Here is a 22,256-nt window from a genome sequence, read left to right on the forward strand (position 1 = left end):
GGTTGCGTTCCTTCAGGCGGTGGGGTGGGAGGGCGGTGGCGGTGGCTAGAGCAGCTCGGCGAGGTCGTTGACCACGATCGTGGCCCCGGCGTCGAGCAGGGTTTCCCGGCCGGCGCCGCGGTCGACGCCGATGACCGAGTGGAAGTTCCCCGCGCTTCCGGCCTGGACACCGGAGACGGCGTCCTCGACGACGACGCACTGCTCGCTGGGCAACCCCAGCAGCCGCGCGGCGTACTCGTAGGTGGCCGGGCTGGGTTTGCCCGGCAGTCCCTCGGAGAGGGCGACGACGCCGTCCACCACCACCGGGAAGTAGTCCGACAGTCCGGCGGCCTTGAGCACCGGAACGGCGTTGCGGGAGGAAGAGACGACGGCGAGTTTGAGTCCGCGCTGCAGTGCGGCTTCGATGAAGCGGACCGAGCCCTCGAACGGCTCGACCCCGCCGGCGGCGACGATGTCGTTGAAGACCTTGTTCTTGCGGTTGCCCAGGCCGTGCACGGTGTCGTGCGACGGGTCGTCGTCCGCCGGCCCCTCGGGCAGCACGATGTTCCGCGAGGCGAGGAAGTCGCGGACGCCGTCGAACCGGGGCTTGCCGTCGATGTGGTCGAAGTAGTCGCTTTCGCGGTATGCCGCGGCCTCCGGGACGCTTTGGAGGAAACCGTCGAAGAGCTCCTGCCAGGCGCGCTCGTGCACCACCGCGGTGGGCGTCAGCACGCCGTCGAGGTCGAAGAGGATGGCGGAGGCGCCGGCGAGCAGGTCGGCCGGAGCCGGGGTGCCGGTGGAAGTCTCGGTCATGGGGAAAGTCCTTTCAAACGGGGCACGGGGGACGTCGTTCAGGTGGGGATCCCGCGGGCGGCGCGGCGGCAGCCGGGCGGTGCGGGATGGAACCGGCATCAGCGCCGGCGGCCGGTACTCCTGCGCTCCACCAGCTTGGTCTCCAGCAGGTGGGCGGCGGGTGGATGGGCAGAGCCCGGGCGGTGCAGCCGCTCGGCCAGCAGGGTGGCGGCGAAGGCGCCCTGGTCTGCGACGGGCTGGGCAATCGTGGTCAGCCCGAGGAACCAGCTCATTTGGTGGTCGTCTATTCCAATGATGGAGACGTTCCCGGGCGCTGACAAACCGAGGTCCCGCAGGGCCATCAGCGCCCCGAAGGCCGTCTCGTCGCATCCGGCGAAGACCGCCGAGGGCATCCGGCGGTTTTCGACCAGCTCCGTCATGGCCCGGCGGCCACCCTCGATGCTGGACCCTGCGTTGACCACCAGGTCCGGGTCGACGGTCAGGTCGTGGTCGGCCAGGGCCCGTTCGAAGCCGCGGCGCCGGGCGTCCGCGGTGACCACGGTGCGTCCGGCCGGCTCCGTTCCGGCCAGCATCGCCAGGTCCCAGTGGCCCAGCCCGAGCAGGTGTCCGGTGGCCTGCCGGGCCGCCTCCTCGTCGTCGATGCCGACGTTGTCCCAGGGGACGGCGTGCATGCCGACGCTCGCGACGGCGAGGCCCGACGCTTCGAGGGCGGCCGTTTCCGCGCCGTCGAGCGCGACGTTCAGCAGCAGCACCCCGTCAACGCGCTGGGCCAGTCCAGCAAGGTCGGCGAAGAGTTTGCGCTGCACCCCGGGCCGGTTCCGCAGGCTGATCAGGACGGTGTCGAAGCCGCTGTCGGCGAAGATTTCCTCGGCGGCCTCGACGGCCTGGGCGAAGAACCACGCTGTCGCGGTGGGGACGATGATGGCCACGGCCCCGGTGGTTCCGCCGGCCAGCCGCGCGGCGGCGGAGGAGGCTTTGTAGCCGAGCTTGGCGGCGGCGTCGCTGACTTTGGCCTGGGCCTTTGCGGAAACGTTGGGGAGGTGCCGTAACGCCCGGGAAACGGTGCAAATGGAGAGCCCGGAGAGGGCTGCGACGTCCTGGATGGTCACGCGTGGAGCCTTAGCCATGCGACACGGGCCTGGACCTTTCTTCCCCCTGCAGTAGTGGGCCGATCAAGTTGGCCAACGTCGAGTGTAAACGCTTATAAATTCGGCACGCAAGTGGCTGCTGATGTCCAGCGAATGGACTTTTGCCCCTGCGGGCCGGGCGGATTCAGCGCAGCACGTAGTGGCGCAGGAAAGCGCCCACGTCCACGAGCTCGGCCGGGGAGATGGCATGGCCCATGCCGGGGTAGCTGCGGGCGGTGAGCTGGGTGTGCCGGTGCAGCCATTCCTCGGTGTGCGCGGTGGCAGCCTCATTGATCACCGGGTCCTCCTTGTCCCGGCCCCAGAAGAACGGCGGCCGCTCGCTGAAGGACTCACTCATGGCCAGCAGCTCGTTATCCAGGACAAACCCGGACAGCCCGACGACGGCCCGGAACGCTTCGGGTCGCAGCCGCAGGAGGGTGCTCGCCATGGCCATGCCCTGCGAGTAGCCGAGCAGGCTGACGCTGCTGTGCTCGGCCTTCACGGCGTCGATCCAGCCGAAGACCGAGTTCGCGGCGGTGACGACGTCGGCGAAATCGTGGGTGAGGAAATAGTCCAGCAGGAACCAGCCGTAGTCGTCGCCGATCACCTTGGGGCCGCGCGGGGCGGCGCAGGTGAACTCTGGCGGGAGGCGTGCGAAGAGGTCCGCCATCCGGGTCTCATCCGTGCCATAGCCGTGCAGCATCACCAGCAGCGGCGTGCCGGCGCGCTCATGCTCCGGCCTGGACCAAACGACTGTGTTCATGGGCCCAGCCTAGCCAGCCATCGGCGGCGGCGGCGCCTGGGACGGGGCGGGGGCGACGCGCGACTCCGCCACGCCCCGCAGGGCGGGCCGGAGCACGACGCCGGTCCGGCCGGAGAACGACGCCGGTAGTCGCCTCGGGTGGGGCCCGACGCCGGGCGGCTCCCCGGTTGACGATTTTCGCTGCCGTACCGGACCACCGCACCCCGGGTGGACTGCAGCTGGGCATCCGGACGGCCGCGCCCCGGGCCCGGGGCGCCCTCATCCGGGAAGACCGCCCTCGTCCGGAACCGCCGCGAAAAAGGCCTCGGCCCCTCCCCTGCGTGTCCATCTGCGGCGACAATTACCGGCGGGGCGGGCAGCCAGATCGTTGAAAGGACACCTACCGGGCTGTAGCGTGACGCTGGACAGCATGCTTAGCAATACCTATCGGTCCCACCGGACACCAAGGAGCAAGTCATGAGAATCGGTTCCTCCATCTTCCTTATCGCCATCGGCGCCATCCTGGCCTGGGCCATCGCACCGGGCCTGATCCCCAACGTGGACCAGACCATGATCGGCTACATCCTCATGGTGGTCGGCGTCATCGGGCTCATCGCTTCCCTGATCCTGGCCTCCCCCGGTCGCGGCCGCACCCGCCGCGTGAGCGAGACGCGCTCCGTCGTCGACCCCAATACCGGCGAAACCATCACCCGCAACGAAAGCCGCGACGCCGGCATCTAAGCACGGGCGGATCACCGCCGCACCACCACCCGCGACGCCGGGCCCGACCAGCAAGGTCAGGCCCGGCGTCCCGCTTTTAAGGGCACCCGCTGCCGGGAGCCACCACCCGGCCGGCCCGTCCAAGGCGGCGCACCCGGGTCGCCGGCAAGGCTTACCAACCGCCCGGCCGGACACAGCCCCAGACCAACTTCTGTGTTCGTGTGGTTTTCCATTGACAAAGCCACACGAACAAAGATAAAGTCAACCAATTCCACTTCATGTGATGGGGGTCACCGGAACTGCTGGAAGCCGCAACACCACTGCAGCAACACCGAAACAACCGTCGCGATGGAGGCCACGTGTTCGCCGAGGAACGCCAACAACTGATCGTCGAACTGGTCGCCGCCAGCGGACGGGCCAGCGTCACCGACCTCGCCGAGCGGTTCAGCATCACGACGGAAACGGTCCGCCGCGACCTCGCCGCCCTCGAACTCGCCGGCACCGTCCGCCGGGTCCACGGCGGCGCCGTCTCCCCCGAGCGGGTCAGCACGACCGAGGAGAGCATCCTTGAGCGCACCGTGCAGCGGAAGTCCGAGAAGGTCAGGATCGCCGAGGCCGCACTCACCCTCATCCCGCAGGGCCGCTCCGGCAGCATCCTGATCGACGCCGGGTCCACCACCGAGGCCCTCGCGGAACTGCTCGCCGCGCGGCCGGCCGGACCGGCTGCAGGCACCGACGCGGAACTCGTCGTCATCACGCACGCGCTGCCCATTGCGGCCAGGCTCTCCGGCGAACCCGCCATCGCCCTGCACCTGCTCGGCGGCAAGGTCCGCGGCATCACCCAGGCCGCCGTCGGCCAGTCCACCGTGGAAGCCGCCCGGCGGATCCGGCCGGACATCGCCTTCATCGGCACGAACGGCATCTCCGCCGCTTTCGGCCTCAGCACCCCTGACCCGGAAGAGGCCGCCGTCAAGGCAGCCTTCGTCCAGTCGGCCCGCCGCATCGTGGTGCTGGCCGACTCCGCCAAGCTGGACGCGGAAACGCTGGTCCAGTTCGCCTCCCTGAAAGATCTGGACACCGTGATCACTGACAAGCAACCCGGCCCGGCCCTCGCCGAGGCCCTCGCGGACGCCGGTGTGGAGGTGGTGGTGGCATGATCGTCACCCTCACCGCCAACCCCAGCCTGGACCGCACCGTGGCACTGCCCGGCCCCCTGCTCCGCGGCGAGGTCCAGCGCGCCGTTTCCGTCCGGCAGGAATCCGGCGGCAAGGGCGTCAACGTCTCCCGCGCCCTCGTGGCCTCCGGCCTCAGAACCGTCGCGGTACTCCCCGGCGCCGAAGCGGACCCGGTGCTCGCCGGGCTGCGGGAGAGCGAGGTGCCGTTCGCGGCGCTGCCGATCGGCGAACCGCTGCGCAGCAACGTGGCGCTCACCGAACCGGGCGGCATCACCACCAAGATCAACGAACCCGGTCCCGCGCTGAGCGGCGAGCAGCAGGAGGCCCTGATCGGCCTGCTGCTGGACTCCGCCCGCGGCGCCGGCTGGGTCGTGCTGGCCGGTTCCCTGCCCCCCGGCGTCCCGGCCGACTTCTATGCCACCGTCACCCGGCGGCTGCGTTCGGCGCACGACGGCGCAGAGGCACCTCTCATCGCCGTCGACTCCTCCGGTGAACCGCTCGCCGCCGCGATCTCCGGCGACGAGCTGGGGAAGCCGGACCTGATCAAGCCCAACGCCGAGGAACTGGCGGAACTGGCTGCCACAGCCGGCTTCGCCACGGACAAGTCCGCCGAGGAACTCGAGGGAGATCCGGAGGCCGCCGCGGCAGCCGCGGCCGCCGTCGTCCGTTCCGGGGTGGGCGCCGTGCTCGCCACCCTCGGCTCCAAGGGCGCGGTCCTCGTCACGGCCGACGGCGCGTGGCTGGCCACGCACCCGCCGGTCAAAGCCGTCAGCACGGTCGGCGCCGGGGATTCCTCGCTCGCCGGCTACCTGCTCGCTTCAAGCCAGGGCGCCGCCCCGGTCGATTGTCTGCGCCAGGCGGTGGCCCATGGGGCCGCCGCTGCCTCCCTGCCCGGCTCCACCGTCCCGGCAGTGCACCAAACAACCCCCGCAGCCGTAACCATCACGGCCCTGAAGAAGGATTGACAGTGACCCAGCTCATTACCACCGAACTGGTCGAGCTCGACCAGAATCTGGGCAATACGCCCGAGGACGTGATCCGGCACCTCGCGGGCCGGGTTGCCGCCAACGGGCGCGCCACCGAAGTCGAAGGGCTCTTCACCGACGCCTTCGCCCGGGAATCCAAGACCGCCACCGGAGTGCCCGGCGGCATCGCGATCCCGCACTGCCGCTCGACGGCGGTGACCGAAGCAACGCTGGCGATGGCGCGGCTGTCCCAGCCCGTGGACTTCGGCGCCAAGGACGGCCCGGCGGACCTGATCTTCTTCATCGCCGCCCCGGAGGGCGCGGACCAGGACCACCTCAAGCTGCTGTCCAAGCTGGCCCGGTCCCTGATCAAAAAGGACTTCACCGGTGCGCTGCGTTCCGCCGGCACGCAGGCAGAGGTTGTGGAACTGGTCGAAGGCGCCCTCGCGGACAAGCCGGCCAGCCACGCCGCCGCCCCCGCCGCACCGACGGCGGGAACCGCCCCGGCGGCCTCCGCCGGCGCCGCCCCGGCCGCCGAGGCACCGCGCGCCAAGCGGCTCGTCGCCGTCACGGCCTGCCCCACCGGCATCGCCCACACCTACATGGCCGCGGACTCCCTCGTCGCTGCCGCCAAGGACGTGGGCGTGGACCTGCAGGTCGAAACCCAGGGCTCCTCCGGGGCCAAGGCCCTGGATCCGGCCGTGATCGCCGCCGCCGACGCCGTAATCTTCGCCGTCGACGTCGACGTCCGCGGCAAGGAGCGCTTCGCCGGCAAGCCCGTCATCAACGCACCGGTCAAGCGCGGCATCGACGAGCCGGACAAGATGGTCCAGGAAGCCCTGGCCGCGGCGGACAATCCCAACGCCCGGCGCGTGCCGCACTTCGGCGCCGAGGAACAGGCCCAGCAGGAGGCCGAGGAAAAGGGCGAGCACATCGGCCAGAAGCTGAAGAAGGCCCTGCTCACCGGCGTCAGCTACATGATCCCGTTCGTCGCCGGCGGCGGCCTGCTGATCGCCCTGGGCTTCCTCATGGGCGGCTACCTGATCACGAATTTCGCCGACGACATCGTCGTGAAGAACAGCCTCTTCAACCTCCCCACCGAGTACCCGGACAACGCCTGGGGGCCGCTGGGCGCCTACCTCGGGGCCGTGCTGTTCAAGATCGGCGCGCTCTCGCTGGGCTTCCTGGTCCCGGCCCTGGCCGGCTACATCGCCTACGCCATCGCCGACCGCCCCGGCATCGCCCCGGGCTTCGTCGCCGGCGCGGTCGCCGGATTCATGGGCGCCGGGTTCCTCGGCGGCATCGTCGGCGGCCTGCTCGCCGGCTACATCGCCCTCGTGATCGGCCGCCTGCAGGTGGCCCGCTGGCTGCGCGGCCTGATGCCCGTCGTGATCATCCCGCTGCTGGCCTCCATCGTCGCCTCCGGGCTGATGTTCCTGATCCTGGGCGGCCCGATCGTCGCCATCACCAACGGCCTGAACACCTGGCTGTCCGGCCTGACCGGCGCGGGCGCCATCGCGCTCGGCGTGATCCTGGGCCTGATGATGTGCTTCGACCTCGGCGGACCGGTCAACAAGGTGGCCTACTCCTTCGCGGTCGCCGGCCTCGGCGCCGCCTCGCTCGACAACCAGGCGCCGTGGCAGATCATGGCCGCGGTGATGGCGTCCGGCATGGTGCCTCCGCTGGCCATGGCCCTCGCCTCCACCGTGCTGAACAAGAAGCTCTTCAGCCTCGCCGAGCAGGAAAACGGCAAGGCGGCCTGGCTGCTCGGGGCTTCGTTCATCTCCGAAGGCGCCATTCCGTTCGCCGCTGCCGACCCGCTGCGCGTCATCCCCGCCAGCATGGTGGGCGGCGCCGTCACAGGCGCCATGTCGATGGCCGCCGGCGTCGGTTCCAAGGCCCCGCACGGCGGGATCTTCGTCTTCTTCGCGATCGACAACTTCCTGATGTTCGTCGTCTCCATCGCCGTCGGCACCGTCGTCACCGCACTTTCCGTGATCGCCCTCAAGCGCTGGGCAGTCAAGAAGAGCGTTGATACGGTGGAACCGGTTCCCGCCACCGTCTGAGCCGGTCCGCAACAGACCTTCCCAAGCTGAAAACCCACGCAGAACCCAAGGAGCAAAAATGACCGAACGCAACGCCACCATTGCCAGCCGTGTAGGGCTGCATGCCCGCCCGGCAGCCATCTTCGCCGAGGCAGCTGGCGAGTTCGATCTGGAGATCACCATCGCCCGGCTCGGCGAACCTGAAGACGAGGCCATGGACGCTGCCAGCATCCTGTCGCTGATGAGCCTTGGCGCTTCGCACGGCGAGGTTGTGGTGCTGCGCGCCGAGGGCGACGGCGCCGACGCTGCGCTCGAGCGCCTGGTCCAGATCCTCGAGACGGACCACGACGCCGAATAGCGGCTTCGCGCGCGCACGACGGCCCGGCGCCCCCACAGGGGGTGCCGGGCCGCCGTCGTTGTGCGGGTGCCGCGATGCCCGACTTCGGCGCGCGGTGCCGGGGGCTGCCCGGCCCGGGCTCAGGCGGAGACCGTGTGGGCGTCCCGGACGGCCGTTGGCGTCTGGCCCTGCAGCACCCAGCGGTTCCCGTCCGGGTCGCTGAAGTGGGCGAACAGCACGCCGCCGAGGTCCTGGATCTCGCTGATGTCGGCCCCGCGGCCCAGCAGGTCCCGGCGCAGCGCCGCCAGGTCCGGAACGACCAATTGCAGCCCCTCGAGGCTGCCGGGACGCATCCCGGTCATGCCGGTGCCGATCACGATCGAGGCGGCGGATCCCGGCGGCGTCAGCTGGACGACGCGCATCCCGGGAATGTGTTCGACGTCGTGGTCCAGGACGAAGCCCATTGTCCGGGTGTAGAAAGTCTTGGATCGGTCCACGTCGGATACCGGGACCTGGACAACCTCGAGCCGCATCTCCATGCGCCCAGACTAGTGGCGCCGGCCTGGCCGGCCAAGAACCCGGTGGAGCCCGCGCAGGGGTAAGGGCCGGCGGTTACGCCCCGCTCCGACGGGACACAATTTCCTTGATCCAGGCCGGCGCGTAGGGCGAGGTGCAGTTCGGCGGCGTCGGATAGTCCTTGAGTACGCCGAGCCGCTCCCCGATAGCTATGGCCCGGTCCCGGTGCTCCGGGTGGTCGATGCCGATCTGGGCGAGCGTATGGTTCATCGCCCACTGCAGGCGGTCCGGGGCGTCCGACATTTCCGCTTCGATGGTCGAGAGCAGCGCTGGCAGGTCGAGTCCCACGGGCTTTTTCGCGACCCGTTCGGTGGTAAGCGCCCAGCCTGCACTGGCGACGACCGGGTCGGGGTCCGCGGTCCACGCCAGGCGCAGTTGTTCGGCGTGCGGGCTCTTCTTGACGACGTAGTTCACCAGCCAGTCGTGGACCTTCGGCTCGCGCCCCTGCCGCAACATGGCGTCCAATTCGCTGGCCTCGAACGCCGCTGGCCGGCTGATCAGGAGGGCGAGCAGCCGCGCAGCGGTGTCGCCTGTCGACCACAGGTCCCGGGCCAGGTCCTGCTGGGTTTTCAGGCGCCTGGCGACGGCGCGCAGCGCGGCCAGGTTCACGCCGTGGTCATCTCCCCGCTTCCGGTTCGCTTCGCGCACCCCGGGCACCTCAAGGGCGGCCAACTCCGCCATCAGTTCGCCCACGTCGGTCACGGCCCCCGGTCCTCCCTGGTTCAGGTTTGCTGCTTCCGGCAGTCTACGACGCCCCCGGCGAGCGCGGAGGGTGCTTGTCTTCGACACCGGGCGTGGATAGCTTGGAAGCCGTGGCCGTCGAACCGGCCGGCCGGCAGCAACCAACGAAGGGAACCGGGAGCCATGCCCACGAAAAAAGGTTCGCCGCAGGGTTCCGACAACCCCAGCATCAAGGACCCGGAACTGTACGAGTCGCTGCTCGAGGACGGCGCCTCTAAACAGAAAGCCGCCCGCGTTGCCAACGCCGCGGCCAGCAAGGGCCGTTCGGCGGTTGGCCGCAAGGGCGGAAAGTCCGGCGACTACGAAGACTGGACGGTGCCCCAGCTCAAGGAACGGGCCAAGGAGATCGGCCTCACGGGCTATTCGAAGCAGAAGAAAAGCGAACTGATCTCCGCGCTCCGGAACTCGTAGCCGATGCCACCGGTGGCCCGGGCCGGGGCCGCGACCTCAGGCGCCCTTGCGCGCCGCCGCCCTGCCACCACCGGCCGCCGCAGTCTTGGCGCCCGTGGTCTTAGCCGCCGTCTTGGCGCCCGTGGTCTTAGCCGCCGTCTTGGCGCCCGTGGTTTTAGCCGCCGTCTTGGCGCCCGTGGTTTTGGCCGCTGGCTTGGAGGCTTCCTTGGACCCGGCGTTCTTGGCCGTCGTGGTCTTCCTGGCGGTGTTCTTGGCGGCGGTCTTCCCGTTGCCGGCGGAGGACACCTTGGTTCCGGACCCGGCCGCGGCTTTCGGGGCCGCCTTTGCCCGGGTGGTGGCGGACTTCGCCGGGGCCGCCTTGCCGGTTTCGCCGTCCCCGTCCCCGCCGCCGGCCGCCCCGCGCTTGCGCTCGATGCTGCGCTTGAGGGCATCCATCAGGTCGATCACCTCGCCGCTTCCGGCCTCGGCCGCCGGAGCGCCGAACGTCTCCTCCGTGTCCAGCGCCTCGCCCTGTTCGATCTTGGCGTCAATCAGCTGCCGCAGCTGGACCTGATAGTCATCGGTGAACTGGTCCGGTTCGAAGTCGGCCGCCATCGAATCCACCAGGGCCGCGGACATCTCCCGTTCCTGGGCCGAGATCCGCACGCTGGTCTCGAGCGCCGGGAAGGCTGCCTCGCGCACCTCGTCAGCCCACAGCAGCCCCTGCAGCACCAGGACGTCGCCGCGGACCCGCAGCGCCCCCAGCCGGCTCTTCTCACGCAGCGCGAACTGCACGACCGCCACCCGGTCGGTGTCTTCCAGCGCCCGGCGCAGCAGCACATAGGCCTTCGGGGACTTGGCATCGGGTTCGAGGTAGTAGCTCTTCTCGAACATCATCGGGTCCAACTGTTCGGCGGGCACGAACTGCACGACTTCGATCTCGTGGCTGTTCTCCGCAGGAATCGACTTCAGTTCCTCCCGGCTAAGCACCACCGTGCGGCCGTCCTCCTCGAAGGCCTTGTCGATGTCCTCATAGTCGATGATCTTGCTGCACACCTCACACCGGCGCTGGTAGCGGATCCTGCCGCCGTCGGCGTTATGGACCTGATGCAGGCTGATGTCGTGATCCTCGGTCGCGCTGTAGACCTTGACCGGGACGTTGACCAGGCCGAATGCGATCGCGCCTTTCCAGATGGCTCTCATGGCTCAAGTGAACACCAGAGCCGAACGGAGGTGAAGTCTTTTGGCTGACAGCAAGGAACGCGTCCGCGTGGACGGCCGGGAACTGGTGCTGACCAACCTGGACAAGGTCATGTACCCGGAGACCGGGACCACCAAGGCCGACGTGCTGGCCTACTACGCCGCGGTGGCGCCCGTGCTGATCGCGGCCGCAGCCAACCGGCCGGCCACCCGCAAGCGCTGGGTCCACGGCGTCGGGACGGCGGGGGCGCCGGGTGAGATGTTCTTCCAGAAGAACCTGGACCACTCGACGCCGGGCTGGGTGCCCCGCGCCGCCATCACGCACAAACAGCGCACCATCCAATACCCGCTGGTCAACGACGCCGCCACCCTCACCTGGCTGGCCCAGATCGCCGCGCTGGAGATCCATGTGCCGCAGTGGCGTGTGGACCCGCACGGCGACGCGCTGCCGCCTGACCGCCTGGTGCTCGACCTCGATCCCGGCGAGGGCGCCGGCCTGGCCGAATGCGTCGAGGTCGCCAAGCTGGCCCGCGGCATCCTTCAGGACGTCGGCCTGGAACCCGTGCCGGTCACCAGTGGCAGCAAGGGCATCCACCTCTACGCCGCGCTGGACGGGACGCAGAGCTCGGACCAGGTCTCGGAGTTCGCCCACGAACTGGCCCGGGCACTGGAGGCCGACCACCCGGAGCTCGCGGTCAGCGACATGAAAAAATCCCTGCGCGCGGGCAAGGTGCTGGTCGACTGGAGCCAGAACAACGCGGCAAAAACCACCATCGTGCCCTACTCGCTGCGCGGCAGGCTCCGGCCCACCGTCGCGGCACCGCGCACCTGGCGCGAACTCGGCTCCGCCTCCCTGCAGCAGCTCGATTACCGGGAGGTAATGAAGCGGGTGAAGGCCGGCAAGGATCCGTTCGCGGTGATCTCCGGCGGCGCCGACGGCGCGGCGGCGGCCGGCCGGGATGCCGGCGCCCTCCGGTCCTCCGGCGGACCCGGGGACGGCGGCCACGATGACCCGAGGCTGGAGAAGTACCGCACCATGCGGGACCAGGCGGCCACCCCGGAACCCTTTACGGCGGAGCAGCACCAAAGCCGGAACGACGGCGGCACGCTGAAGGAAAGTTTCGTGATCCAGGAACACCACGCCAGCCGGCTGCACTACGACTTCCGGCTCGAACGCGACGGCGTGCTCGTGTCCTGGGCCCTGCCCAAGGGGGTTCCCACCAGCAAAACCAAGAACCACCTCGCCGTCCAGACCGAAGACCACCCGATGGACTATGCCGACTTCGAGGGCACGATTCCCAAGGGGCAGTACGGCGCGGGAACCGTCAGCATCTGGGACCGCGGGCACTACGAGTGCGAGAAGTGGATCGCCGGCAAGGAAGTCATTGCCACCCTCACCGGCGGCGAGGACGGCGGACTGGGCGGCACCCGCCGGTTCGCCTTGATCCACACCGGCCGCGCCGATGACCAGTGGTTGATCCACCTCATGGACCCGCCCGCCGGCCAGGCGCCGGCGGAGCCCGCGGCGTCCTCCCCCGCGCGGACCGGGCCGCCCCCGCGCGCGGGATCTTCCGGCCCGGGATCTTCCGGCCCGGGATCTTCCGGCGCGGGATCTTCCGGCCCGGCCGACCTGTCCCCGATGCTGGCCAGCGCCGGCACCAGGGCAGACCTGGCGGACAAGGACTGGCAGTTCGAACTGAAATGGGACGGGGTCCGCGCCCTGGTCCTCGGTGACGAAAAGCGGATCCGGCTGATCAGCCGAAACGGCAACGATATGTCCGCCAGCTATCCCGAACTCACGGACCGGGCCTGCTGGCCGCCGCACGACTTCGCCGCCGACGGCGAGATCATCGCCACCGGGCCCTCCGGGCGCCCCGACTTCGGCCTGCTGCAGGGACGCATGAAACTGAGCAAGCCCGCCGACGTCGCCAAGGCTCAGGCGGCCACTCCGGTACGCCTGATGCTCTTCGACCTGCTCACCGAGGGGGGCGAGGACCTTCGCCGCCGACCGCTCAGTGAACGGCGGACGCGCCTGGAGGAATTCTTCGCCGGGCTACCTGCCGGCCCCTGCCCGCTGGAGCTCTCCGAGGTGATCGACGCCGACGTCGGCCACCTGCTGGAAAGCGCGGAGGAACTGGGCCTGGAAGGGGTCATGGCCAAGCGCAGCGACGGCCGCTACGTCGGGCAGCGGAGCCGGTCGTGGCTCAAGCTGAAGTTCGAGAAGACCCAGGAAGTCGTGGTCGGCGGCTGGCGGCCCGGCAACGGCGGACGGCGGGATTCGGTCGGTTCCCTGTTGCTGGGCATCCCGGACGGGTCCAAGCTGCGCTACGTCGGCCGGGTGGGCAGCGGTTTCAGCAGCCGCGAACTCCAGGAACTGAGGCGGCGGCTGGACGCGCTGCCGCGTAAGACCTCCCCGTTCGCCGACGTCCCGGCCGAGGACGCCGCCGACGCACGGTGGGTGTCGGCCCGGCTGGTGGGCGAGGTGACGTTCGGCGAGTGGACCGGCACCGGCAAGCTCCGCCACCCGGTCTGGCGCGGCTGGCGCCTGGACAAGGCGCCGGCCGACGTCGACGTCGAATAACGCGGCGCTCCCGGCGGCCGGTCGCCGGGAGCCCCGTTTCTAGTCGTGGTGCGGGATCTGGGGGCGGCTTTGCCGGTGCATCGCCGCGTCGGCTACCTGCTGAACCCGCTGCCCGCGGACCACATCACGGTCCTTCGGATGGCGGTGTTTCCCGCTGCCGTCGGGCCACTCATGGCCGTCGGCGGGCGAAGGAGGCGGAGGGCGCTTGCCCTCGGGGCCGGGGACCTCGTCCATGGACTCCGCGAGGTGGCTGGCGACTTCCGGGGCGATGTCGTCCTTGGAATGATGATCGGCCATGACTCTTCCTTTCTGCGATGAACCGAATCTGCGATGAAATGAAGCGTCCCCCAATGGTAGGTCGGAGCCGGTGAGATGTCTCTAGGGTGGGGGCATGGACTACACCCTCCGGCAGGCCACCGCCGACGACGCCGACGCCCTGGTCCGTATGCACACCGCGGTCCATGAGGAGTGCTACGCCGGGCTCCTCTCGCCGTCGTTCTTCGCCGCCCGGCTCGCCAGCATCGGCGAGCGGACGGAGCGGCGCCGCCCGTATCTCCGGGAAGCGACAGACCCCCGGATCATCGCCGTGGACGAGGTCGGGGAGATCGTAGGATTCGCCGACGCCGGACCCGGGAGGGATGCGGACCGGCCGCAGGAACGGGAGCTGTTCTCGCTGTACACGCTGCGCCGCACGTACGGCAGCGGGCTCGGCGCCGCGCTGCTCGAGGCAGCCCTGGCCGGCTCGCCCGCCTACCTCTGGGTACTCGAAGACAACCCGCGGGCCAGGGCCTTCTACGCCCGGCACGGGTTCGCGCCCGACGGGGTCCGGAAGCTGCTGCCGGCCGAGTGGGAGGAACTGCCCGAAATCCGCCTCGTCCGGCCGGCCGCCGCCAGCTTCCGGCAGGGCCAAAACCGGCCCGAAACCGGCGCTGAAACGGGGGCGCAAACGCCCCAAACGGGCCGACGGCGAAAAAAGTTGCCAAAAAGATAAGTAAACTGCCTACTTTCCAAGAACCACGCGGATAAATCGCCTGTGCCCGCGGCCCGATCCGCGCCCTTCGGAGGCCGAAATCGGCTGATCATACGGCACCGAAATCGGAAAAGCCACGGAAGTCGCGTAAAATTGAAGGCCTGCCCGGAGCGGGGCAGCTAGAAGTCGCAAGCAAATGACCTCCCCAGGAGTGGACCAAATGCCCAATGACAGAAGCACGACCGACTCTTCAGCAGGTGTTTTGAACGCCAGCGGAACCAACCAGGGCGCCCCCAAGGGCGCCAAGAAGCCTAAGCTTCGCCGCCGTCGACTCCGCGAGTCCGACATCAACGTCGTCGACCGGCCGATGCTCAAGAGGGCACTGAACGGCACGATCGTGGGTAACACCATGGAGTGGTACGACGTCGGCGTGTTCGGCTACCTGATCACCACCATGGGCCCGGTCTTCCTGCCCGAGGCGGACAAGACGGTCCAGACCCTCTTCCTGCTCGGCACCTTTGCCGCCACCTTCATCGCCCGCCCCCTCGGCGGCGTCGTGTTCGGCTGGCTCGGCGACAAGATTGGCCGGCAGAAGGTCCTGGCCGCGACCCTGATGATCATGGCCGCCAGCACCTTCGCCGTCGGCCTGCTGCCCGGCTACGCCCAGATCGGCATCTGGGCAGCCGTCCTGCTGGTTCTGTTCAAGGTCATCCAGGGCTTCTCCACCGGCGGCGAGTACGCCGGCGCCACGACCTTCGTCAGCGAATACGCGCCGGACAAGCAGCGCGGTTTCTTCGCGAGCTTCCTGGACATGGGCAGCTACCTCGGCTTCGCGGCCGGCGCAGCCCTCGTCTCCGTGCTGCAGCTGACCCTCGGCCAGGACACCATGGAAGCCTGGGGCTGGCGTATCCCGTTCCTGGTGGCCGGTCCGCTGGGCCTGATCGCCGTGTACTTCCGGAGCAAGATCGAGGAATCCCCCCAGTTCCAGGCCACCCTGGACGCCCAGCAGAACCTTGCCAAGGACGCCAGCGCCGCCGACCCGGCCGCCTCCAAGGGGCCGGTGGGCATCGTGAAGGCTTACTGGCGCTCGATCATCGTCGCCATGATCCTGGTGGCTGCGGCCAACACGGCAGGCTACGCCCTGACGTCCTACATGCCGACCTACCTGACCGAGTCCAAGGGCTACGACGAGCTGCACGGCACCCTGCTGACCATCCCCGTGCTGGTCATCATGAGCCTCTGCATCCCGCTGACCGGCAAGCTGTCCGACCGGATCGGGCGCCGCCCGGTGCTCTGGATCGGTGCCGTGAGCACCGTCGTCCTGGCCACCCCGGCATTCCTGTTCATCGGCGTCGGTGAGATCTGGTCCACGCTGCTGGGCCTGGGCATGATCGCCTTCCCGGTGACGTTCTACGTGGCCAACCTCGCGTCGGCGCTGCCGGCCCAGTTCCCGACGGCCAGCCGCTACGGCGCCATGGGTATCGCGTACAACTTCTCCGTCGCCATCTTCGGCGGCACCACCCCGTTCATCGTCGCGGCGCTGATCTCGGCCACCGGCAACGACATGATGCCGGCCTACTACCTGATGGCCACCTCCGCCATCGGCGCGGTCGCCATCTACTTCCTCAAGGAATCCGCCAAGATGCCGCTGCCCGGCTCCATGCCGAGCGTGGACACCGAGGACGAGGCCCGCGAGCTGGTCGCGACGCAGGATGAGAACCCGCTGATCGACCTCGAGCACATGGACATGCCGTTGGCCGCCGCCGGTACGAACGACGGCGAGGCCGGCAGGGTCCCGACCCCGGCCTAGCCCGCCGGTCCCGGCAGCCGGGGGCCGTCCACCGGACGACGCCGCCTGCCGGGCGCAGTAGCCAGCGCCCCGCCCGTAGAGGCCTGTCCCGCGCGCTTTCCATTGGGGGAAGCACTCGGGGCAGGCCTCTGGCGTGCCGCAGGCCGTCCCTCCCCTTCCCGCCGCTAACCCAGGAGGACCACATGCAGTCGCTGCTCCCGCATTTGCGTGTGCTGCACCGCCTCGGCCCGGCGGACCGGGACCGGGTCTCCGCGCTGCGCGTCGCCGTCAGCGTTGCGGTGCCGTCCCTGTGCCTGCTCGCCGCCGGGCATCCCGAACTCATCATTTACGCCGTGTTCGGCGCCCTCACCGGCATGTATGGCCGCTCCGAACCGCACCAGCTCCGGCTTCGCCACCAGCTCCAGGCGGCGCTGGTTTTGGTCGGCGGCCTGGGCGTCGGCGTCATGCTGTCCGTGACCGGCCTCCACTCCTGGTCGCTTGTGGCCGTCGAATCGGTCCTGGCCGCCGCGGGTTCCCTGTATGCGGACCGGGTCGGGCTCAAACCCAACGGACCATTCTTCGGCATCCTGGCCCTCGGCGCCTGCGCCTCGATCCCGACTCCCACGCCCTGGCCCGTGCCGCTGCTGGTTGGCGCGGCGTCCGCAGCGTTCTCGATCGCGGTCGGCTTCGGCGGCTGGATCCGGGGCCGGGCCTGGGAACCTGGCGCGAACCGCGGGATGCCGCCGCTGCGGGGACTGCGCCGCCGGGCGGCCGGCGTGCACGCGGCGCGTTACCTGGCGGCAGTGGCGACAGCCGGAAGCATCGGCGTCGTCAGCGGTTCCGGGCATCCGCACTGGGCGATGGCCGCGGCCGCTGTGCCGCTGGCCGGCGCCGACCTGCCCAGCAGCGTCTACCGCGGACTGCACCGGATTGTCGGCACCCTGCTGGGCCTCGGCGTGGTGGCAGCGGTGCTGCTCCCCTGGGCCTGGTCTCCGCTTCGGGTCTTCCCCGGGCACGAGACCGCGGTCCTGGCCGTGCTGGTGATTGTCCTGCAGTTCACCACCGAGCTGTTCATGGCCCGCCACTACGGGCTCGCCATGGTGTCCTTCACCCCGGTCATCCTGTTGATGACGCAGCTCGCCTTCCCCGCCGATCCGCACGTGCTGGTGGCCGAACGCGCCGTCGAAACCCTGGTCGGCGCGTGCGTCGGCATCGCCGTCGTCGTCCTGGTCCGGCAGCGCGGACCGGGACGGCCCGCGGCTTAGCCGGCAGCAGCCTGCTTCGGCCGCCGGGGTGGCCCGGCGACGAGCCGGGCGGGCAGCACCCGCGTCGCCGCCGTGAGCAGCTTGTACCGCCGGCTCGGAATGGACACGGCCTTGCCTTTGGCGTTGTCGGCCAGGCCCTCGCGGACCACCTGCCCGGATTGCAGCCACATCCAGCGGGGCGCCACTGTCTTGTCCATGCCCATGCGGTCGTGAAACTCGGTGTGGGTGAAGCCGGGACAGACGGCCGTGACCTTCACCCCGCGGGCGGCATAGGCGAGGTTGGCCCAGCGGCTGAAGCTCAGCAGCCAGGCCTTGGCGGCGGAATACGTACCGCGGGGCAGGAAGGCCGCCACGGACGCAACGTTGATGATCCGGCCCGATTCCCGGGCCAGCATGCCCTGCAGCGCCGCGTGGGTCAGTTCCAGCGCCGTCTCCACATGCAGCTTCAGGTGCCGTTTCTCCTCGGCCACGGGATTGTCCGCGAACTCGTGCAGCAGCCCGATGCCCGCGTTGTTGACCAGCACCTCGACCGGGCGCGCCGGGTCCTTAAGCCGCTCGACGACGACGGCGACGCCGGCGTCGTCAGCCAGGTCCGCAGCGAGGGGTTCCGCGTGGATGCCGTAGCGGTTTTCCAGCTCCGCCGCGCAGGCCCGCAGCCGGGCCTCGTCGCGGGCCACCAGAACCACGTCGTGGCCCTGCCCGGCGAGCTGCCGGGCGAACTCGGCCCCGAGGCCGGCGGTGGCGCCGGTGACCAGGGCGGTTCCGGCCGGGGACGGGGGCTGCGGTGCGGCTGCGTTCATAGCCACAGCCTAGCGGCGCAGGTCCAGGGCGTCAGGCGAGGGCAGGCCCGGGAGCCAGTTCGCCGTCCGCCGGCCCCTCGTGGGCGGCCGCAAGGGTCCCGGTTGCCGGCGCGGCACCGGGGAGGCCCCGGGCGGCGTCGGAGTCCATGGCGCGGTAGCGCTGCTGCAATTCCTCGGCGGCGAACTCGTACCAGGTGTGCGCACCGAAGGACGGCTGGGGGGTGTCGAGGTGGCGGTACAGGGCGTCCGCCAGCTGTCCCAGCGCCGAGTCCGACAGCGCCTGGACGGTGGCTACCGGGTCGAGGGTCCCTTCGTAGTAGGCGGACAGTTCCAGCCCATCAATCAGGTCCTGGCCGGCGGCAGGCGCCTGGCACTCCGGGGCACTGCTGAGCGGGGCATCGTCGTCCGGCAGCAGCCGGCCCTTCAGTGCGCCGGGGACCTCGCCGTCCAGGCCTGCCAGGACCTCGGCGTCGGATCCGACGTGGAGCAGGCAGATGGGTAGTTCCGCGGGTTCCCGGAGGACCAGCTGGAAGCCTTCGGTGCGCAGGGGCATGTCGGACGCCGGCGGGACCGCCGCCTGCTCCTTGCTACCGGCGAGTTGCCGGAGGTAGAGCAGGATCTCGGGGTCAAGGTGGGAGGCACCATGCAGGTCGATGCAGACGTCCGAACCCGCGGCAAGGCGGCTGGCACGGCGCATGATATGCAGCAGGGCGGGGTAATTTGCCTGGGTCAGGCATCCTGAAACTTCGAGGATGACGTGTCCGGGATCGATATCAACACGGACAAGCACACGCAGTTTGTGGTTCACGGGGTTCTCCAAATGACACGTCCTTGAGCCAACTGCATAACTCAAGCTAAACCATACGAGGTTGTAGCCCGGCCCACAAGCGGCTAGGCGCCGGCCGGCGCCTGTTCAGGCCAGTCGACGCACTGGTTGTAAGCATCGTGTTTCCGGAGGTAGCGGTAGATGTAGGGGCAGTGCGGAATGATCCGCTTCCCGGCGGCCACCACGTCATCGAGGGCGAAATGGGCGAGGACCCCGGCCAGCCCCTGCCCCGCGAACTGCTCGGCGGTTTCGGTGTGGATGAAATCCACGTGGCCCGGCCTGTCGATGTAGCGGGCCTGGACTGCGAGCGTCCCGCCGACCCGCAGCTCGTAGCGGTGCAGGGCGTCGTTACGGACGGTGGTGACGTCCGGGCTAAACGTGTCTTCCGTGGCTGCCGATTCCTCCGTCATGGTTCGAGATTGGCACGTATCGGCGGGTGTGGCAACGGCGATCCGGATCCCGCGGCGCCGCCCCGGCCAGCGTCCCGCGCCGGAACCCGGCCCAGCAGCAACACCGCGAGCGCGAAGCACGCCGCTCCGCCGCCAAGCAGGCCCGGCGTGAGCCCGTTAAGCGCCGCGTCGCCGACCGGGAGGAAGACGACGACGGCGGCTGTCACCACCGCCGCGGCGGGCCGCGGCCGCGGGGTTCCCGACACCGTCGGACGCTCCTCAAGCCTTCCGAACAGCGCCAGCACCGGCGCCAGCAGGACCAGCACGCCGAGCAGCACGAGCGGCCTGCCCCACCACCACGCGGCGGTTCCGCCGGCAGGCTGGGGCAGATCGGTCAGCAGCCACAGGCCGGACATGGCGGCCAGCAGCGGCAGGTGCCACAGGTACACCGTCATGGAGCGCCGCCCCGCGAAGAACAGCATCCTGCGGACCGGACCGAGCGCGGCGACCCGGACCAGCAAGGGCCGGGCGAGTTGCAGCGCGGCCGCCTGTGAGACGGCCAGCAGGAAGAGCGTCAGGTTGGGCGGGTTGAGGTTGACCAGCATGTTGCCGGAGTAGAGGCGCAGCACCACCACCGCGCCGAGCACGAGGTTGCCGGCCGCCACGACGGCGAGCAACCCGGCGGGGCCGCGCACCATGGACTCGCCGTCGGCCAGCAGGAAACCGAGCTGCTGGACGGCACACCACAGGAACACCATGTTGGCGTAGGCCAGTGCGGGGAGGGCGCCGCGGAGGCAATCGACGGCCACCACAAGGCACACCAGTCCCGCAAGCGTCAGCCAGGGGGCCCGGTCATGCAGCGCGGCGAGCCACGGCAGGTTCAACTGCGCCGCCAGGTAGGCGGCCAGGAACCAGAGCGGCATCCCGGCGCCGCTGGCCAGCAGCTGGACCACCTGGGGGTCTACGCCGGAAAGCCGTGCCGCCCAGAGCCCGGTAAACATGACGGCCAGCAGTACCGCCGACGGGCGGACCAGCCGCAGCAGCCTGCCCTGCGCGAATTCAAGGGCGCTGCCGCCCCGGGACCGCAGTCGGCGCCAGGAGTGCAGGCCGGTCACTCCGCCGGCGACGAAGAACAGCGGCATGACCTGCAGCACCCAGACCACCGGCTCGAACCAGCGCTGGTTGCCGAGCGTGTTCTCCGAGGTGACGGTCCCGTCCGGATGGAGCACCGGGCTCACCATCATGGTGTGCCCGACGACGACGAGCACCAGGCAGAACAGCCTCGCCAGGTCGATGGCGGGGTCACGCGCCGACTCGGCTGCCGCCGCTCCCTCCCGGGACTGGTGCATGGCGCTCCTTACCGCGGCGGCAGGGCCAGCAGGCCGCCGTCCCTCTATTGTCGGCGCCGGCGCGGGGAACGCAAGAGGCCGGGACCCGAGGGTCCCGGCCTCCTGCAGCCGCGCGGGCCGGTGTCCGGACGGTTCCGGTACGGCGGGCGGCTAGGCGAGGGAGAGGAAGAGCTTTTCCAGTTCGGCCCGGTCCAGGCTTGGGTCTTCCTGCTGCATGCACTGCTGGAGGCCGGTGGCGATGATGGAGAATCCGGCCTTATCCAGCGCGCTGGAGACGGCGGCAAGCTGCGTCACCACGCTCTTGCAGTCCCGGCCCTCTTCGATCATGCGGGTCACGGCGGCAAGCTGGCCCTGGGCGCGGCGAAGGCGGTTGATGACGGACTTCATGTCCGAGGGATCGAGTTCCATGGGTGTCCTCCCGGAAGTAGATGGATTCCCCTCTATGATATACCCCCCTTGGTATCGGCGCACGACGGCGTCCGCGGTTCTGCGAAACCGGGCGCGTAGGGCATAAAGGACCTAGCGTCGCCCGTGTGCCGCGGCGTATTTCTGAGGTGTGAATGCGGCCAGCTTCGTCAACCCGGCGATGGCCCGCAAAGGCGCCACAAGCGCCGGCACGGGCCCTTGGAAGCGCTACGTCGCCCTCGGGGACTCATTCACCGCCGGTCTTGGCGACCCCGAACCCCTCAGTCCCGGCGGGATGCGGGGATGGGCGGACCGGATCGCCGAGGAATTCGGCACCGCCCGCGCCGACTTCTCCTACGCCAACCTTGCCGTCAACGGCCTGGTCCTGCAACAGATTGTGGACCGTCAGCTCGGCCCGGCCATCGCCTTTAAACCGGACCTCGTCACGCTGTCCGCAGGCGGCAACGACCTCGTCTTCCACCGGCGCGACCCGGACCGGCTGGCCGCGGCCCTGGATGAGGCCGTCGCCGCGCTCTCCGCCACCGGCGCCACCGTCGTCCTGTTCACCGGTCCGGACTGGGGCGAGACCCCCGTATTCGGCCATATCCGCGGCAAAGTGGCCGTCTTCAACGAAAACATCCGGACCATCGCTTCCCGGCACCACGGGGTTATCGCCGACTTGTGGACCCTGCGGCAACTGAGCGACTCACGGATGTGGGACCCGGACCGGTTGCATTTCTCCCCGCTGGGGCACCACACGATCGCGGCCATGGTGCTCGATTCCCTGCAGGTGCCGCACGGCCTGGTCCCGTTGCACCCCAAGCCGCTGCCCGCGGTGAACTGGCGCGAGACCCGGGCCAGCGACCTGGCGTGGGCCGCGCACTACCTGCTCCCGTGGGTGGTCCGGCGGTTCCGGCCGGGGGGCGGAACGGTCCCGCCGGGTCCCAAGCGCCCCGTACCGGGACCGGTCTTCGGCGTGCCCGGCCAGGCAGCGTACCCCTAGTTCCCCCGCTCCGGTTCGGCTACTCTGCAGGGACGGCCCCGGCCGCCGGCCGGAGACTGACGATCATGA

At 69.8% G+C, this 22,256-nt stretch carries 23 protein-coding genes; 11 read left to right on the forward strand and 12 right to left on the reverse strand.

The window, feature by feature from the left end; genetic code table 11:
• Positions 1 to 45 precede the first annotated feature (45 nt).
• The 3 genes from ACTWLI_RS05010 to ACTWLI_RS05020 all read right to left on the reverse strand — a co-directional run bounded on the left by ACTWLI_RS05010 (position 46) and on the right by ACTWLI_RS05020 (position 2,682).
• Positions 46 to 792 carry an HAD family hydrolase gene (locus ACTWLI_RS05010; protein ID WP_445155566.1) on the reverse strand — a complete coding sequence of 249 codons (747 nt, stop codon included), beginning with the start codon at positions 790 to 792 and terminating at the stop codon, positions 46 to 48.
• A 98-nt stretch (positions 793 to 890) separates the two neighbouring features.
• A complete protein-coding gene (locus tag ACTWLI_RS05015) occupies positions 891 to 1,901 on the reverse strand; it encodes a LacI family DNA-binding transcriptional regulator (RefSeq protein WP_445155567.1) in 1,011 nt (336 codons plus the stop codon).
• Between the two features lie 163 nt (positions 1,902 to 2,064).
• Positions 2,065 to 2,682 (reverse strand): alpha/beta hydrolase, encoded by a 618-nt coding sequence (locus ACTWLI_RS05020; RefSeq protein WP_445155568.1) that lies wholly within the window; start codon positions 2,680 to 2,682, stop codon positions 2,065 to 2,067.
• Positions 2,683 to 3,138: 456 nt separating this feature from the next.
• Between ACTWLI_RS05020 and ACTWLI_RS05025 the strand changes: the two genes are divergently transcribed.
• The 5 genes from ACTWLI_RS05025 to ACTWLI_RS05045 all read left to right on the forward strand — a co-directional run bounded on the left by ACTWLI_RS05025 (position 3,139) and on the right by ACTWLI_RS05045 (position 7,924).
• Entirely contained in the window at positions 3,139 to 3,402 is a 264-nt protein-coding gene (locus ACTWLI_RS05025) for a DUF6458 family protein (RefSeq protein WP_056736445.1), read from the forward strand.
• 338 nt (positions 3,403 to 3,740) lie between these two features.
• Positions 3,741 to 4,538 (forward strand): DeoR/GlpR family DNA-binding transcription regulator, encoded by a 798-nt coding sequence (locus ACTWLI_RS05030; RefSeq protein ID WP_445155569.1) that lies wholly within the window; start codon positions 3,741 to 3,743, stop codon positions 4,536 to 4,538.
• On the forward strand, positions 4,535 to 5,521 hold the full coding sequence (locus ACTWLI_RS05035; RefSeq protein ID WP_445155570.1) for a 1-phosphofructokinase family hexose kinase: 987 nt from the start codon (positions 4,535 to 4,537) through the stop codon (positions 5,519 to 5,521). Before ACTWLI_RS05030 ends, ACTWLI_RS05035 begins: the two co-directional genes overlap by 4 nt.
• A 2-nt stretch (positions 5,522 to 5,523) precedes the next feature.
• A complete protein-coding gene (locus ACTWLI_RS05040) occupies positions 5,524 to 7,587 on the forward strand; it encodes a PTS fructose transporter subunit IIABC (protein WP_445155571.1) in 2,064 nt (687 codons plus the stop codon).
• 58 nt (positions 7,588 to 7,645) lie between these two features.
• Positions 7,646 to 7,924: an HPr family phosphocarrier protein gene (locus ACTWLI_RS05045; protein ID WP_056736454.1), complete on the forward strand. Its 279-nt coding sequence runs from the start codon at positions 7,646 to 7,648 to the stop codon at positions 7,922 to 7,924.
• Between the two features lie 119 nt (positions 7,925 to 8,043).
• Here ACTWLI_RS05045 and ACTWLI_RS05050 read toward each other — a convergent pair whose 3' ends face one another.
• Together ACTWLI_RS05050 and ACTWLI_RS05055 are read right to left on the reverse strand one after the other, a co-directional pair.
• Positions 8,044 to 8,442 carry a VOC family protein gene (locus ACTWLI_RS05050; RefSeq protein ID WP_445155572.1) on the reverse strand — a complete coding sequence of 133 codons (399 nt, stop codon included), beginning with the start codon at positions 8,440 to 8,442 and terminating at the stop codon, positions 8,044 to 8,046.
• 73 nt (positions 8,443 to 8,515) lie between these two features.
• The gene (locus ACTWLI_RS05055) at positions 8,516 to 9,160 is read right to left on the reverse strand and encodes a DNA alkylation repair protein (protein ID WP_445156124.1); all 645 of its coding nucleotides are present in this window, start codon (positions 9,158 to 9,160) and stop codon (positions 8,516 to 8,518) included.
• A 183-nt stretch (positions 9,161 to 9,343) separates the two neighbouring features.
• Here ACTWLI_RS05055 and ACTWLI_RS05060 point away from each other — a divergent pair, with 183 nt between their 5' ends.
• Positions 9,344 to 9,631 carry a DUF7218 family protein gene (locus ACTWLI_RS05060; RefSeq protein ID WP_445155573.1) on the forward strand — a complete coding sequence of 96 codons (288 nt, stop codon included), beginning with the start codon at positions 9,344 to 9,346 and terminating at the stop codon, positions 9,629 to 9,631.
• Between the two features lie 36 nt (positions 9,632 to 9,667).
• Here the strand turns inward: ACTWLI_RS05060 and ku are convergent, their stop codons facing one another.
• A complete protein-coding gene (ku, locus tag ACTWLI_RS05065; RefSeq protein ID WP_445155574.1) occupies positions 9,668 to 10,813 on the reverse strand; it encodes a non-homologous end joining protein Ku in 1,146 nt (381 codons plus the stop codon).
• A 40-nt stretch (positions 10,814 to 10,853) separates the two neighbouring features.
• On the opposite strand from ku, the gene ACTWLI_RS05070 reads away from it, so the two are divergent.
• The gene (locus ACTWLI_RS05070) at positions 10,854 to 13,391 is read left to right on the forward strand and encodes an ATP-dependent DNA ligase (RefSeq protein ID WP_445155575.1); all 2,538 of its coding nucleotides are present in this window, start codon (positions 10,854 to 10,856) and stop codon (positions 13,389 to 13,391) included.
• A 39-nt stretch (positions 13,392 to 13,430) separates the two neighbouring features.
• On the opposite strand, the gene ACTWLI_RS05075 is transcribed toward ACTWLI_RS05070, so the two are convergent.
• The gene (locus ACTWLI_RS05075) at positions 13,431 to 13,688 is read right to left on the reverse strand and encodes a hypothetical protein (protein ID WP_445155576.1); all 258 of its coding nucleotides are present in this window, start codon (positions 13,686 to 13,688) and stop codon (positions 13,431 to 13,433) included.
• Between the two features lie 94 nt (positions 13,689 to 13,782).
• On the opposite strand from ACTWLI_RS05075, the gene ACTWLI_RS05080 reads away from it, so the two are divergent.
• From ACTWLI_RS05080 to ACTWLI_RS05090, 3 genes are all read left to right on the forward strand, one after another.
• Positions 13,783 to 14,382, forward strand: a complete 600-nt coding sequence (locus tag ACTWLI_RS05080) for a GNAT family N-acetyltransferase (protein ID WP_445155577.1) — start codon at positions 13,783 to 13,785, stop codon at positions 14,380 to 14,382.
• A 199-nt stretch (positions 14,383 to 14,581) separates the two neighbouring features.
• On the forward strand, positions 14,582 to 16,171 hold the full coding sequence (locus tag ACTWLI_RS05085; protein WP_445155578.1) for an MFS transporter: 1,590 nt from the start codon (positions 14,582 to 14,584) through the stop codon (positions 16,169 to 16,171).
• A gap of 182 nt (positions 16,172 to 16,353) precedes the next feature.
• The gene (locus ACTWLI_RS05090; protein ID WP_445155579.1) at positions 16,354 to 17,415 is read left to right on the forward strand and encodes an FUSC family protein; all 1,062 of its coding nucleotides are present in this window, start codon (positions 16,354 to 16,356) and stop codon (positions 17,413 to 17,415) included.
• Here the strand turns inward: ACTWLI_RS05090 and ACTWLI_RS05095 are convergent.
• From ACTWLI_RS05095 to ACTWLI_RS05115, 5 genes are all read right to left on the reverse strand, one after another.
• Positions 17,412 to 18,215 (reverse strand): SDR family NAD(P)-dependent oxidoreductase, encoded by an 804-nt coding sequence (locus ACTWLI_RS05095; RefSeq protein ID WP_445155580.1) that lies wholly within the window; start codon positions 18,213 to 18,215, stop codon positions 17,412 to 17,414. The genes ACTWLI_RS05090 and ACTWLI_RS05095 overlap by 4 nt on opposite strands.
• A 31-nt stretch (positions 18,216 to 18,246) precedes the next feature.
• Positions 18,247 to 19,023 (reverse strand): hypothetical protein, encoded by a 777-nt coding sequence (locus ACTWLI_RS05100; protein ID WP_445155581.1) that lies wholly within the window; start codon positions 19,021 to 19,023, stop codon positions 18,247 to 18,249.
• An 83-nt stretch (positions 19,024 to 19,106) separates the two neighbouring features.
• Positions 19,107 to 19,451 carry a GNAT family N-acetyltransferase gene (locus ACTWLI_RS05105; RefSeq protein WP_445155582.1) on the reverse strand — a complete coding sequence of 115 codons (345 nt, stop codon included), beginning with the start codon at positions 19,449 to 19,451 and terminating at the stop codon, positions 19,107 to 19,109.
• A complete protein-coding gene (locus tag ACTWLI_RS05110) occupies positions 19,448 to 20,779 on the reverse strand; it encodes an acyltransferase family protein (protein WP_445155583.1) in 1,332 nt (443 codons plus the stop codon). Before ACTWLI_RS05110 ends, ACTWLI_RS05105 begins: the two co-directional genes overlap by 4 nt.
• 150 nt (positions 20,780 to 20,929) lie before the next feature.
• Positions 20,930 to 21,187 (reverse strand): metal-sensitive transcriptional regulator, encoded by a 258-nt coding sequence (locus ACTWLI_RS05115; protein WP_056736480.1) that lies wholly within the window; start codon positions 21,185 to 21,187, stop codon positions 20,930 to 20,932.
• A gap of 178 nt (positions 21,188 to 21,365) precedes the next feature.
• Here ACTWLI_RS05115 and ACTWLI_RS05120 point away from each other — a divergent pair, with 178 nt between their 5' ends.
• Positions 21,366 to 22,187, forward strand: coding sequence for an SGNH/GDSL hydrolase family protein (locus ACTWLI_RS05120; protein WP_445156125.1), 822 nt, complete (start codon positions 21,366 to 21,368; stop codon positions 22,185 to 22,187).
• Positions 22,188 to 22,256 lie beyond the last annotated feature (69 nt).

This window comes from Arthrobacter sp. Hor0625 (assembly GCF_052567525.1).